General features: G+C 64.2%; 10 protein-coding genes. 8 read left to right on the top strand and 2 right to left on the bottom strand.

Annotation, left to right across the window (positions count from 1 at the left end; genetic code table 11):
• Positions 1 to 92 precede the first annotated feature (92 nt).
• Positions 93 to 4067, top strand: coding sequence for a thiol reductant ABC exporter subunit CydD/CydC (locus HMPREF2749_RS03990; protein WP_246823496.1), 3975 nt, complete (start codon positions 93 to 95; stop codon positions 4065 to 4067).
• A gap of 193 nt (positions 4068 to 4260) precedes the next feature.
• On the opposite strand, the gene HMPREF2749_RS03995 is transcribed toward HMPREF2749_RS03990, so the two are convergent.
• A complete protein-coding gene (locus HMPREF2749_RS03995; RefSeq protein ID WP_049352958.1) occupies positions 4261 to 6786 on the bottom strand; it encodes a DNA gyrase/topoisomerase IV subunit A in 2526 nt (841 codons plus the stop codon).
• Between the two features lie 286 nt (positions 6787 to 7072).
• Between HMPREF2749_RS03995 and HMPREF2749_RS04000 the strand changes: the two genes are divergently transcribed.
• Together HMPREF2749_RS04000 and HMPREF2749_RS04005 are read left to right on the top strand one after the other, a co-directional pair.
• Entirely contained in the window at positions 7073 to 7666 is a 594-nt protein-coding gene (locus HMPREF2749_RS04000) for a DUF5998 family protein (protein WP_049352957.1), read from the top strand.
• Positions 7667 to 7807: 141 nt separating this feature from the next.
• Positions 7808 to 9073 (top strand): alkaline phosphatase family protein, encoded by a 1266-nt coding sequence (locus HMPREF2749_RS04005; protein ID WP_049352956.1) that lies wholly within the window; start codon positions 7808 to 7810, stop codon positions 9071 to 9073.
• Between the two features lie 140 nt (positions 9074 to 9213).
• Here the strand turns inward: HMPREF2749_RS04005 and sepH are convergent, their stop codons facing one another.
• Positions 9214 to 10395, bottom strand: a complete 1182-nt coding sequence (sepH, locus tag HMPREF2749_RS04010; RefSeq protein WP_210395320.1) for a septation protein SepH — start codon at positions 10393 to 10395, stop codon at positions 9214 to 9216.
• 326 nt (positions 10396 to 10721) lie between these two features.
• Between sepH and HMPREF2749_RS04015 the strand changes: the two genes are divergently transcribed.
• The 5 genes from HMPREF2749_RS04015 (at position 10722) to HMPREF2749_RS04035 (ending at position 13905) form a co-directional block, all read left to right on the top strand.
• Positions 10722 to 11021, top strand: coding sequence for a DUF4193 domain-containing protein (locus HMPREF2749_RS04015; RefSeq protein ID WP_005506382.1), 300 nt, complete (start codon positions 10722 to 10724; stop codon positions 11019 to 11021).
• A 244-nt stretch (positions 11022 to 11265) separates the two neighbouring features.
• Positions 11266 to 11712 carry a dUTP diphosphatase gene (gene dut, locus HMPREF2749_RS04020; RefSeq protein ID WP_049354821.1) on the top strand — a complete coding sequence of 149 codons (447 nt, stop codon included), beginning with the start codon at positions 11266 to 11268 and terminating at the stop codon, positions 11710 to 11712.
• Between the two features lie 78 nt (positions 11713 to 11790).
• On the top strand, positions 11791 to 12582 hold the full coding sequence (locus HMPREF2749_RS04025) for a DUF3710 domain-containing protein (RefSeq protein ID WP_070593494.1): 792 nt from the start codon (positions 11791 to 11793) through the stop codon (positions 12580 to 12582).
• On the top strand, positions 12582 to 13121 hold the full coding sequence (locus HMPREF2749_RS04030) for a hypothetical protein (RefSeq protein WP_049340596.1): 540 nt from the start codon (positions 12582 to 12584) through the stop codon (positions 13119 to 13121). Before HMPREF2749_RS04025 ends, HMPREF2749_RS04030 begins: the two co-directional genes overlap by 1 nt.
• The gene (locus HMPREF2749_RS04035) at positions 13111 to 13905 is read left to right on the top strand and encodes a DUF3159 domain-containing protein (protein ID WP_070593495.1); all 795 of its coding nucleotides are present in this window, start codon (positions 13111 to 13113) and stop codon (positions 13903 to 13905) included. The genes HMPREF2749_RS04030 and HMPREF2749_RS04035 overlap by 11 nt, the downstream gene beginning before the upstream one ends.
• Positions 13906 to 13969 lie beyond the last annotated feature (64 nt).

A 13969-nucleotide genomic window follows, 5' to 3' on the forward strand; every position in this document is an offset into this window, starting at 1 on the left:
AGGTAAAAACAGCAGAAGACTAAGGACAACACGTGAGTCGAACGCACACACCGCGTCATGCTGACAAACATCAGAACACTGAGGCACCAGAGGTGACCGAAGGAAAGCGCAACGACCGCGCTGACCGCCGCCCGCCTCTGGGCCCTGACGCCCGTAAAACCCTCAGCACGTTCGGTGTTATCACCGCCGTGCACACCCTGGCCACCGTGCTTTTCAGCGCGGCGCTCGCGGTCATCATTGCCCGCGCAGCCCACGCGGGGTTTGCCGCGGTCGCCGCCGAACACGCGCGTCTCAAAGAGACCAGCGCCCCGGACGTGTACCGCGCCTACATTGAGTTCTCGGGCTCCGCGCAGGCGCAGCTGGAGGCGCACGGTGGCTGGCTGCTCGGCCTCGGTGGGCTCTTCGGTGACGCAGACACCATTACCCCCGGCCTGATTGCGGTCGCCGTGGCTGCCCTGCTTGTCCGCTCGGGTACCGACTACCTGCTGGCTGTGAGCGCGCAGCGTGCCGCCTCCGGGGCGAAGTCTCAGATTCGTTCCTCGCTGCTCAAGCGCGTGCTCGCCACCGGTGGCGCAGACACCCCCGAAGGTACCGGCGCGACCGCTGTGTTGCTTTCCCGCGGCCTGAACGCCCTGGACGACTACTACACCAAGACCCTGACCGCGTTCGTTTCCACTGCGGTTGTGCCGTTCATCCTCTGGGTCGTTGTGGCGTCCCTGGACTGGATGAGCGCCATGGTGCTGGCGTGCACCCTGCCGCTTATTCCGGTGTTCATGATTCTGATTGGTAAGAACACCCGCGACGAGACCGCAGAAGCTCAGGCTGAACTGCACCGCCTCTCCGACCATATTCTGGAGCTGGTACGCGGCCTGCCCGTCATTATCGGTCTGGGCCGTGAACGTGCACAGACTCGCGCCATGAACGCCCTCGGCCAGCGTTACCGTGAACGCACCATGCAGACTTTGCGTAGCGCCTTCATGTCTTCGCTTGCCCTGGAGCTCATCACCACCATTTCGGTTGCGCTGATTGCTGTGCTGATTGGTGTGCGCCTGGTCAACGGCACCCTGGGCCTGGACACCGCAATTCTCGTGCTGCTGCTGGCTCCCGAATGCTACCAGCCGCTGCGTGATGTGGGTGCCGCCTACCACCAATCTGAGGATGGCGTTGCCGCCCTGCGTAGCGCCCAGAAGATTATTGATGCGCCCCTGCCCGCCGCCGCTGCGGACTCGGCTGCACAGGAAACGGCAGTGCAGAAGGCTCAGCCTTCCACCATCGCTGTGGAGGACCTGTCGGTGAGCTACCCGGCGCGTCCTGCGGTGCTGACTAACCTGTCCCTGAACTTGGACCGTCGCGTTGCCACCACTCAGGGTGAAACTGCCCAGGGTGAGCGCGGTGCGGTTATCGGCGTGATGGGTGAGTCCGGTTGCGGTAAGTCCACCCTGCTGAACGTGTTCTCCGGTGCCGTGCGTGAAGGTCTGGTGCCCACCGGCTCGGAGGAGCCCGTGCACCTGACCGGTAGCGTGACCGGTCTGGGAACCACCCTGGTCATTCCGCAGTCGCCGGTCTTCACCGCACCCACCGTGCAGACCGAAATGGCTCTCTATGCGCTGAGCGCCACCGAGGCGGAGCGTGAGCGTGCAGCCACTCTGCTCGGTGAAGCGATGGACTCCAAGAAGTTGTCCGTCACCGATGCCGAGTCCGCGTTGCTGGTTGGCCCGCTGGCTCAGCTGGGCATGGAGAAGCTCACTGCCCTTGAGCCTGGTGCCCTTAGTGCAGGTCAGGCGCGCCGCCTCGCCGTGGCACGTACCCTGGCTCGTGCCGAGGCTATCTACCGTGCCGGCGGTGAGCAGACCGTGCTGACCGTCCTGGTGGATGAGCCGACCGCGCACCTGGACGCCTACTCGGCATACCTGGTGACCCGCGCCCTGCACCGCCTGGCGGAACTTGGCGCAACCGTGCTGATCGTGACCCACGAGCAGGAACTCGCCGCTGGCTGCGACACCCTCGTTCGTGCCGTGCAGACCGCCCAGGGCTACACCTGGACCGCCGAGGCGAACACCGCCCGCGTTGCGGTTCCCGCGCAAGCCCCCGCGCACCTGCTCAAGGACAGGGCAGAGTACGAGGCTGAAAGCACCGCCCTGGCGGGCGCCTCCGCAGCTGCCGAGGTCAAGGAAGCTACGCCTGCCGGTCTGTTCGCAAGCCTGCGCACCCTGAAGGAACTGACCGGTATTGGTGTTCGCGCCGCAACCGGTCCGGTAATCATGGCTGCGATTACTTCCCTGATGGCTGCGGCGTTGACCGCGCTGTCCGGCTGGCTGATTGTTCGCGCCGCCGAAGGCCCGGCAATGATGTACCTGATGGTCGCCATTGTGGGCGTGCGTTTCTTCGGCCTGGGTCGTGCCTGCGCCCGCTACGCTGAGCGTCTGATGACCCACTCGAAGGTTCTTGCCGCCGCAAATATTCTGCGTCTGCGCGCCTGGGTTGGTGCATGGCAGAGCGTGAGCAGCGTGCGTGCCCTGCTGCGTGGTGACGCGCTGCTCGAACGCCTCGTGGGCGGTATCGATGAGCTGCGTGACGGCGTGCCGCGCGTTATTATTCCGCCTGCCGCGCACCTGCTGGTCATGACCGCGGCGCTGATTACGACCGCGTGCATCCTGCCGCAGGCTCTGATTCCGGTTCTGCTTGCCGTGCTGGTCAGCACTTTTGTGGCTCCGTGGATTGTGCTCCGCGCCGATGCCCGCGCGGAGGCGCTGGCTCGCCGCTCCACCGCGCAGATGCTGCGCCTGGGTACCGGCATGCTCTCGGCGGCTGAGGACCTGCGCGCTAACGGCGTGGCAACCACCACTGAGAAGGCTAACGGCGCCCTGGACGCTGAGAATCTGTCCGCCCTGCAGAAGGGCTCGACCGCTCAGGGCGTGGGCCGTGCCCTCGTGACCCTCAGCTGGTTCGGTGCGGCTCTGGCGAGCGCAATCATTGCGTACCCGCTGGCTGTTGACGGCACCGTGCGTGCCCCCGAAGCCGCGATTGTGGTGCTGCTGTGCACCGGCATGCTGGAAAGCTCCCTGGGCCATGTTGAGGCGGTCCGCTCCTGGCCCGCGTTCAGCCGCCTGCTGGCGACGATTGCCCCGAGCGTGCGCGACGTATCCCTGGAGGGTATTGTCGCCACCTCGACTCTGAAGCGTTCCGTGCCGACCGAGGCTGAGGTGGACACTCACGTTCTGCCGCGTCGTGCTGAGCGTCTGCGTGCCCGCGCGGAGGCTGAGATGGAGGAGCTGCTGGAGGCTGACCGTCAGCGTGCCCACCGCTTTGACCGTCCCGAATCTGCGGCTGGTTCTAAGAGCGATACCCCGCGCCCGCCGAAGCCCGGTGAACCCACCCTGGTCAGCTGCGGCACCCCGCAGGAACTCGGTGTGAAGGTTACCGAACCCGCCCTGAGTCTGCAGGACGCCGCCGCCCGCTGGCCCGGTATGGATCACCCGGTCTTCACCGACCTGAACATGAACGCCCGCGCGGGCTCCTGGACTGCGGTGACCGGTCCCTCCGGCTCCGGTAAGTCTACGGTGCTTGCGACCGTTCTGGGCTTCTTGCCGCTGGAGTCCGGCCGTGTGCTGGCTTCCGGTGAGGTCCTGGAGGGTGAGCAGCTGCGCGGCTACGCGGCGTGGTGCCCGCAGGCGGCTCACATCTTCGAGTCGACCCTCGAGGGTAACCTGCTGCTGGCTCGTGACCGTTCGGATCGCCCGAGCGAGGAAGAGCTGATTGAGGTTCTGCGCCGTGTGGGTCTGGGCGAGTGGTTTGACGCTCTGCCTCAGGGCCTGCGCACCCCGGTGGGTGCTGGCGGTTCGTTCCTGTCGGGTGGTCAGCGTCAGCGTCTGGCGGTGGCTCGTGCCCTGCTGGTGAACTCGCCGGTGCTACTGCTGGATGAGCCGACCGCGCACCTGGACGCCGAGTCTGCTCGCGCGCTGATGGCTGACTTGGATGCGGCGACCCGCTCCAGCTCCGTGGCTACGGTTCTGGTGTCGCATCGTCCTGAGGATATTGCCCGCTGCGATGAGGTGGTTCGCCTCTAAACGCAGCTGAGCGTAGCCATCGCGGGCGAGATTGAACGCAAGAAACTGCGAGAAATGCCCCGGTACTTCGTGAAAGTACCGGGGCATTTCTTTGTGCAAAATTTTCTGGGCACATTGCTCTGCGCGTTATATCTGCGCGGATTCCCCCAGGCTTTGCAAACAACCTGAGGTCGAAAGGCCGTGAACGGCGCGCCTAGAAGAGCTTTTCACCCTCCGGGCTAACCGCCATCGCAGCAGAAACAGCCGCATAGTTCGGGCCCACAATGCCGATGCTCTGAGTGAGCATCACACCGGAACCGTCACGAGCACCGTACTCGGTCGGCAGGGAACGAGCCACACCACCGGTGGACGCCGCCTTCGCCGGGCCCACGCCCACCCACGCCAGAGCCAGCTGGCTCTCACCGGTGAGGAAACGGTGCGCACGCACACCGCCGGTTGCGCGGCCCTTCTGCGGGTACTCGCTCAGGGCGGTGACCTTGGCGCTCGCCAGGCCGTCCTTGCCGTTGGTGACGGTCACGACCTCCGCCGCGTCACCGGGTGCGGTCACGCCCAGGGCAATCACACGGTCGCCGTCAGCAAGCTTAACGCCTGCGATACCGCCGCCGGTGCGTCCCTGCGGGCGTACCTTGGCGGCGTCGAAGGTCAGCAGCTTCGCGTCGCGAGTGACGAAGGTGAGCACCATATCATCGGTGGGGCAGGGGGCGGCGGCTACGATTTCGTCGCCGTCCTTGAGCTTCATGATGTCCCACTCGGTCTGGTTCAGCGGATAATCCGGGTTGAGGCGCTTGATCACGCCGCCCGCGGTTGCCAGCGCCAGCACCGTGTTTAGCGGTACGAGGGCGACCAGCTTCTCACCCTTGGCGAGCTGAACCAGCTCGGCAGCCTTCACCGCCGATGCCATGGAGGGGGTACCTCCGTTCTCGTCCAGCACCGCAATGTCCATGACGGACAGGCGCACCATGCGTCCTGCGGAGGTCACGGCACCAATCTCGCCGCGCGCGGTGGTCGGCACAATCGAGGTGAACACGTCGTGCTTGAAACGCTTGCCGGGATCCACGAGTGCCTCGCGGATGGGCTTGCCGGGGGTGCGTCCCATCATGCCGGAGGCCGAAAGCAGCACCCAGCAGGGATCGTCCGCGATTTCGAGGGCGAGGCCCAGGCTCTTCTTCGCCTTGGACTGCGCGGTGACTGCCTCAATGGCGACCTGCATCTCGTCCTTGGTTTTGAGCTGGGTGCGGCGGTCGGTGCCGTAACGTTCGGCGACCTCTGCGAGCTCTTCGGAGACCAGTTCGCGCAGCGCCGCATCGGAGCCGAGGATACGCTGCAGCTCCGCGATTTCCTGCTGCAAGGTGTCGCGTTCTGCTTCGAGTTCCAGGCGGGAGTACTTGGTGAGCTGGCGCAGGCGCAGTTCCAGAATGTGGTTCGCCTGGGTGTCGGTCAGGTCGAAGACGACCTTCAGCTTTTCACGTGCCTGAGCGGTCTCGTCAGACTCACGGATAATCTGGATGACCTCGTCAATGTCGAGGATCGCCACGAGCAGGCCCTCCACCAGGTGCAGGCGGTCGGTGCGCTTGCCTAGGCGGAATTCGGTGCGGCGGCGGACCACGTTCAGGCGGTGGTCAATGTACACGCGCATCAGGTCGAGCAGGCCGAGGGTCTGCGGCTGACCGTCCACAAGCGCCACGTTGTTGATGCCGAAGGAATCCTCAAGCGGAGTGTGCTTGTAGAGGGCGGCGAGCACCGCCTCCGGGTTGAAGCCGTTCTTGATTTCGATGACGAGGCGCAGACCGTTGGTGCGGTCGGTCAGGTCGACCACGTCGGAGATGCCGGTGAGTTTCTTGGAGTTGACGCCGTCCTTGATCTTTTCGATGACCTTTTCGGGGCCGACCATGTACGGCAGTTCGGTGACGACAATGCCCTGCTTGCGGGGGCTGACCTGCTCGATGGAGACCTTCGCGCGGGTCTTGAAGGTACCGCGGCCGGTTTCGTAGGCGTCACGGATGCCTCCCAGACCCACGATGGTGCCGCCGGTGGGCAGGTCGGGGCCGGGGATGAACTTCATGATGTCTTTGAGGGTCGCCTCGGGGTGGGCGATGAGGTGGCGGGTACCGGCGATGACCTCGCGCAGGTTGTGCGGCGCCATATTGGTCGCCATGCCGACCGCGATGCCGGTGGTGCCGTTGACGAGCAGATTAGGGAACGCTGCGGGCAGCACGGAGGGCTGCATGAACTGGTTGTCGTAGTTCGGTACGAAGTCAACCACGTCTTCTTCGAGGTCCGCGGTGAGTGCCTGCGCGGCGGGCGCCATGCGTGCTTCGGTGTATCGGGCGGCTGCCGGGCCGTCGTCGAGGGAGCCGAAGTTACCGTGACCGTCAACGAGGGGCAGGCGCAGCGCGAAGGGCTGGGCGAGGCGCACCATCGCGTCGTAGATGGCGGCGTCGCCGTGCGGGTGGAGCTTACCCATGACCTCGCCGGTCACGCGGGCGCTCTTGACGTGGCCCTTATCGGGGCGCAGACCCATCTGCTGCATCATGTAGAGGATGCGGCGCTGCACGGGCTTGAGGCCGTCGCGGGCGTCGGGGAGGGCGCGCGAATAAATCACCGAGTAGGAGTATTCCAGGAAGCTGGTTTCCATCTCGGCGGATACGTCGATGTCGACGATATTCTCTACCACATCCACCGGGTAGTCGCTGACGGCGGATTTGGATCGGCGAGCCATATATCTCCTCGTGTCGGTGTGTTTTCGCTCCTCCTATTTTAGCGGGTGGTAGCGGATGAGACGGGCTGGTTGGTCGGCGTCATCTGTGGGGTGCGCCAAGGCGGTTGCGGGGCAGTAACCGAAGCATACCGGGGGATTGCACACCGTCATATGAGCCTGTATTAGCGTGGTCAAGTAGCACAGCCCGGCTGGAACCCTCTAAGGTAGAGGGGAGTAATACCTAACCGCCCTCATCGTGTGCGCCGACCGACGTCGCCTCATGAGGGCACCGCACGAAAGAGGTACGATGTACGCCACCACCCCCGAACGCGAGCAATTGGTCGCAGACATTAAGCATGCCGGTTTCTACCCCGACCTCGTGCTGGAAGTGGTGGATGACGCGCTGGCGGGCATGAACCCGGACGCGCACTTCGTACAGCATGAAACCCACTTCTCCCGCGATGATTTTCACCGCCACATCACCGTGATGGTGCTCTGCGGCGAGCACGTCATCTTTGCGCACCTGGACGACCAGCACCTTGAAGGTGACGCGCAGGGCACCGTGGCGCATGTGAGCGTGGAGGCGGTGCACCTGAGCGCCCTGAACGCGGTCACCATCAGCTATGGTTTCAGCCAGCCGCAGGCGTACAACGCCGGTAGCACCGCCCCGACTGAGATTTCCTTCCAGATTGCGTGGACCGGTTCGCTGCACATGGAATTGGCTCCTGCCGGTTGCCAGGACCCGCAGTGCAACGCCGACCACGGCTTCACCGGCGATGCACGCCGCGAGGACATTGCGGTGCGTGTTTCTGCGACTGCTGACGGCCCGGAGTCGGTTCAGCGTGCCCAGGATTTTGCACGTGCTCTGCATCGTGCGCGTCTGTACGTAACGCGCCGATAAACGCTCGCCCTGTGCGTTTGCCCTGTGCGCTCGCTGCGCCACTGGCGCAGCCCGCGCAGTATGAGCCCGAGCAGTATGAGCCCGAGCAGTATGAGCCCGCGCGGCACTAATATTTCCATAACCTGTACTTGAGAGGAACCTATGACGGCACAGACCATCCTGCACGATGTTTTGGGTGCGCCCCTGCCCGCGGCACCCGCCTACGGCAGCAATAGCATCGCCGATGTGCTGGAGTCCGCCTCCTCTCTGGTGGCGCAGCGAAGCCTGGCGCGCCCCGCGCACGCGCTAGATTCCGACCCGGCGTTCAACTCTGTTGCCGACCCGCTGAACCTTGCCGGCCGCCTCGCGGAGCAGGACGTTGATCCGGCGTCGTTCCGCCACGCCTGCGTGATCATGGTGGACGGCCTGGGCGAGCAGCTGCTCAACAGCTACGGCGGCTACGCGCCCGCCCTGCGTAAGACCCTGAACCTGGGCCCGCTGGACGCCGCGTTCCCCACCACGACCGCCGCCTCCCTGACCTCGCTGGGCACCGGCACGGCACCCGGCGCGCACGGCATTGCCGGCTACGAGGTGCGTAACCCGGCAGGTAATGGGGGAGTGGGCTCGGTCATGAACCACCTGTCCGGCTGGGATCAGTCGGTGGACCCGCACGCCTGGCAGCCGCTGCCGACCGTGCTGGAACGCCACCATACGAACCGCCGCGTGCTCACCATTTCGCTGGGTAAGTACCGCGGTACCGGCCTGACGGAGGCGGCGCTACGCGGCGGCGACTTCGTGGACGCCGTCGGCTACAACGCCCGCGTCACCTACGCCCTGGAGGCGCTCTCCAGTCGCACCCCCACCACCGTGTACCTGTACTGGGGCGAGATTGACGCGGCGGGCCACCGCTACGGCGTGGGCAGCGACGAATGGCTACAGCAGCTGGAGGAACTGAACTCGGCGCTGAAGCGTCTGGCGGAGCGCGCCCCGGCGTGGGCGGCACTCTTCGTGACCGCCGATCACGGCATGGTGAACGTGCCCGAGCACCAGCGCATCGACTACTCTGGCGTGGAGGAGCTGACCCGCAACATCGCAATGACCGCCGGTGAACCGCGCGCCGTGCACCTGTACCTCGAAGACACCTCGGAGGCGGCACGCACCGCCACCGCCCAGCGTTGGGCGCAGTACTGGGGCGAGCGCGCCTGGGTGATTGATTCTCGCGAACTGATACGCGCCGGCTACTTCGGCCCGGTCATCACGGATGCGGCGCGCGGCCGCATCGGCGATTTGATGGTGTGCGCTCGCGACGACTGGGCGCTGTACGATATGCGCCACTATCAGGAGCGTGCCCTGCACATGGTTGGTCAGCACGGTTCGCTGACGGACGCTGAGCGTCTGGTGCCGTTGCGCATGCTCAAGACTTTCTAAAACGCTGGAGGATATACGAAAACCGCTGGTTATTCGGGTGAATAACCAGCGGTTTTCGTATGTCTAGAGGCCCTTGACTAAAGCCCCCGACTAAAGACCTCGTCTAGATGCCCTTGATTGGGTGGCGCGAGGGTGCTCGCTTACTTGCGGCCGCCGAAGATGATGTCGTCCCAGGCGGGAACGCTCACGCGCTGCTTCTTCGAGGAAGACTTGGGCTTCTCGGCCGCGGAGGCGGGCTCAGCCTGGGCCTCAGCAACGGGTGCGTCCTCGGCCTGCGCCTCAGCAACGGGCGCCTCAGCAACCTCAGTTGCGGGTGCGTCCTCGACGGGTGCCGGCAGGGCGAAGGACTCGACCGGAACGGATTCAACGGGTGCTTCCGAATCCACAGCCAGCGGGTCGGTGGTCTCTACGGTGGTTTCTGCGGTGGGCTCGGGTGCAGCAGGTGCCGCAGGCGCTACCGGTGTAGATGCAGCAGGTGCAGCGGGCGCAGCAGGCTCAGCGGGCTCAGCGGGCTCGCGGTGTACGAACACCTCGGGCTCCTCAACCTGCGCCGGGCGCACCGAGCGGGCGCGCTCCAAAAGCTCCTTGAGCTTACGCTCATCGGCGCTCTCAGAGGAAGTAAGGGGTGCCGGTGCGGGCTCGGGTGCCTTCGGCAGTCGGGCGGGAGGAACCTCCACGGGAGCCTTCTTCGCGGCGGCGGCAACAGCATCCTCACTATTGCCCATCAGGAAGTACGCCGCCTCATTCGATGCGTACAGGCCCTGGTTCGCCGGGTTGTACACCCAACGTGCGGGGAAGACGACCTGCGCGGGCAGGTTCTGACGCACCGAATCCTTCAGCGCAATATCAACCTCAACGCGCCACTGGCCGTTCTCCTGCTGGCGGGTGGTCCAGTCCTGAGTTGCATCCTCAAAACCGTAACGCTCGGAGACTTCCTCAATGCGGGCGCTCAGGGTCACGGGAATCTGTGCGGTACCCGAAGCGGAGCTGCGGCGACCAATCTTCACGCTCTGAGCGGCACGAATAATGTGGGCACGCTCAGCAACGATCGGCCACTCGTAGCGGCGCACGCGCTCCGGCTCCCAACCGGACTCTTCAGCGATTTCCTCAACGGAGGCACCCTGACGGAAACGGGTCTGAATATCGCGCGGACCGTAGGTGCCCTTAGCACCCAGACCGCGGGCGGGCTGAATACGGCGAGCCTTGGTGATGCTCGTGCGCAGGTTCGCGTCAATCGGCAGCAAGAAGCGGGTGCCGTCAGCAGACTCAAGCACCAGATTTTCGCCGTCATCGTGAACGCCAATCAGACGCAGTTCAAGCATGAGAACCTCCATAGGTGAACCGGACGCGTTCGTGAATGTGTTGCACGGAACGCAAACTACCTACCAGGGTACCGTGAAAGCGCGGTAAATCAGTAGCGGAGGCGGGATTTTCACCAAAAAAAGATGTACTTTTCGCACCGAAAAAGCTAGAATGTGACGCCTAAACAGTCCAAAGCCTACCCAGGATTAGACAAATAGGGTGCCAATGGTGAACAATACCTGGCATGCCGTCGGGGTTAAATACACACCAGCGGCACCTAGAGCACTCATTAAACCAGCGTGGCCTAGTCCAACACACAGCCACAGAACCAACGGAGCGTGAAAGTTTGGCAACTGATTACGATGCACCTCGCAAGCAGGACGAAGAGCAGAACGAAGAGTCCTACGAGGAGCTGAACGCCCGCCGTTCCGAGATGCAGTCCGGTGCGGTGGACGAAGACGAAAACAGCGCAGCAGAAAGCTTCGAGCTGCCCGGTGCTGACCTCTCCAACGAGGAGCTGAACGTTGTTGTTCTGCCCGCTCAGGACGACGAGTTCACCTGCGCATCCTGCTTCCTGGTGCGCCACCGCTCGCAGATTGCGCGCGAAGAGGGCGGCCTGTCCTACTGCATCGAGTGCGAGGGCTAAAACTTTAGGGAAGGGATAACACCCACCCGACATACACCTCATGACGGGGCGAGTGCCGAGTGCACCCGCCCCGTTGAGTATGTGAAAGCCGCGCGCACACACACAAACAGCGCCGCGTCGTACCCAGCACGGCACGCCGCGGCACGTGCTGAACGCGAACACGCACCCCAAACACCCCGCAGTAGAGCCTCAACACAGCGCGAGGTAATGGCACAGACACCCGCGAAAGGTTAGAGTATTGACCATGATGACCCCCGTAAACGTCCACATTAAGCTGCTCGACCCCGAGCTGCCCGCACCCGCTTACGCAAAGCCCGGCGACGCTGGCGCTGACCTGCGCTCCCGCATCGACTTCGAACTGGAGCCGGGCGAACGCGCCCTGGTACCCACCGGCGTGGCAATCGCCCTGCCCGAAGGCTACGTTGGCCTGGTGCACCCGCGCTCCGGCCTGGCGACCAAGAACGGTATCACCATTGTGAACGCGCCCGGCACCGTTGATTCCGGCTACCGCGGCGAGCTGATGGTCACCCTGCTCAACACTGACAAGACCAAGTCCTTCCACGTGCAGCGCGGCGACCGCATCGCCCAGCTGATTATTCAGAAGTACGAGCACGCAACCTTTACCGTGGTGGACGAACTGGATCAGACCGAACGCGGCTCCAGCGGCTTCGGCTCCAGCGGAATCCACTAGTCTGCTCTCACCGCGAAACGGCACGAGAGAAGAGAAGAACCCCCCCCGCACCCTGCGTGCGGTGAAAGTAGGAATACCATGTTCGGATTTGGTAAGAAGAAGCGCGCCGAGGAGGCTGAAAAGGCCGCCATCGACAAGGCTGTCGCCGAAGAGGTCGAAGAGACCAACGTCGAGGTTGAGGAGCTGAAGGAAGAGGAGAACTCTCCCGAGGTCATTAAGTACGACCGCGTCAACGGCCCCCACGACATTGAAGAAGTCACCGCCGAAGACCTCGAAGACTACGTCGACCTGGGCGCGTTGCGCATCAAGTTGCTCGACGGCATGAACCTGCGCCTCGAAACCGACGACGCAACCGGTGCCGTCATCGCCGCAACCATCACCCGCGACGGCGCAACCCTGCAGGTGCAGGCATTCGCCGCACCGCGCACCACCGGCATCTGGGACGACATCCGTCACGACCTGACCGAGTCCGTCGCCTCCCAGGGCGGCAACGTCGAAATCTACGCCGGCGTGTTCGGTGCCGAGATGCTGACCCGCCTGCCCGCCTTCACCCCGGACGGTCAGCCCGGCGAGCGCATCGCCCGCTTCGTGGGCGTGGACGGCCCCCGTTGGTTCCTGCGCGGTGTGATTTCCGGCGCGGCTGTGCTCGGTGACGACAAGGCTGCCGCATCCGTGGAGGAAGTTTTCCGCACCGTCGTGGTGGACCGTGGCGACGACCCGCGCCCGCCGCGCGAACTGCTGCCCATGACTCTGCCCGCCGACCTGGTTGTGGCTGAGGAAGAGCCCGCCGTGGAAGAAGAGACCGAGAACGAGCACAGCAAGCTGCGCCCGATGCCTCGCCGCGGCCCTGAGATTACCGAGATTGGCTAATGCCTGAGTTCTCGAACTACCCGAGTGCGCTCGCGGTGCCGGAGGAGCAGATTCTTGCTCCCGGGTACCCCGAGCGCTTTCGCGTACGCCTTGCCGGACGCGTGGAGCAGGTGTGGTTGCCTGCGCTGCAGGATAAGCCGATGTACCGTGCCGAGCTGGTGGTGGCGAAGTCGAAGCCTCTGCAGTGGTCGAGCCCGTTGGCGCTGATTGGCATGCCGATTGTGGAGCCGCCCGGTGAGGATTTCGACGAGGAGTCCGAGGATTCCGAGAAGCAACACCACCTGAACACGGCGTCTTTGGCGACCGTGGCGGTGCAGGATCAGCACGAGGTGTCGTTCCCGCCCTATGCGCCGTTCAACCCGGGGGACCGGATTCTGCTGAAGTGGCAGGGGCAGCGGATGGTGCCCGGCGTGCTTGCCGGTGCGCTGTTGCGCTGTTCCGGCGTGGTGTCGGTGAGGGCGCATCAGCCGGTGATTTACAACCCGCGCTATGAGATTGTGCCGCAATTCTTTGCTGAGAAGGGAAAATATGAGCGCTGAGCAGTCTTCGACCCAGCCCGACCCGAACGCTAACCCCGCAACTGACCCTGCGCGGGAGGGGAACCAGTTTGCGCAGAGCCTGAGCGCCTCCATGGGCGCGAATATGCGCCGCACCGCCAACGGCGATGTGGATATTCTGCACGCTATCGGCGGCTGGCGCGGCCTGGTGGAATCCTCCCTGCCCGCGGTGGCGTTCCTGGTGCTGTTCACCGTGACGAAGGAACTGAACCTGTCCCTGATTGCGGCGCTGGCTGCGGCGGGCGTGTTCACGCTGATTCGTCTGGTGCAGGGCTCTAAGCTGGTGAGCGCGCTGACCGGTCTGGTGGGCGTGGCAATCTGTGCGTTTGCGGCGTACCGTACCGGTAACGCGAGTGACTACTTTGTGGTCGGTTTCTGGACGAACGGCGTGTACATTCTGGCGTATCTGCTGTCGATGCTGGTGCGATGGCCGCTGATGGGTCTGATTTTCGCGGTCATTCGTGGCGAGGCGTTGAGCTGGCGTCAGAACCCGGTGCGTCTGCGCCAGTACATGCTGGCCACCTGGATTATTACCGTGCTGATGATGCTGCGCCTTGCCGTGCAGGTGCCCCTGTATTTTGCGAATAATGTGGAGGCGCTGGGCGCTACCCGTTTGGTGATGGGTCTGCCGCTGTACGCTTTGGGCGTGTGGCTGGCGTGGCGTGTGTCGGCACCGGAGGAGGCGCTGGTGAGCGAGGAATCTGAAGATGCTGAAGAATCTGACGTATCTGTCGCTACCGAAGCTGACGGTTCAGAAAGCCGCTAACCCCACAACTTCATACGTAGAAGAACTTCATAGAAGTACGCGAAAGCCCCGGTACCCGTAACCG

The organism is Rothia sp. HMSC075F09 (assembly GCF_001810515.1).
Taxonomy (GTDB): domain Bacteria; phylum Actinomycetota; class Actinomycetes; order Actinomycetales; family Micrococcaceae; genus Rothia.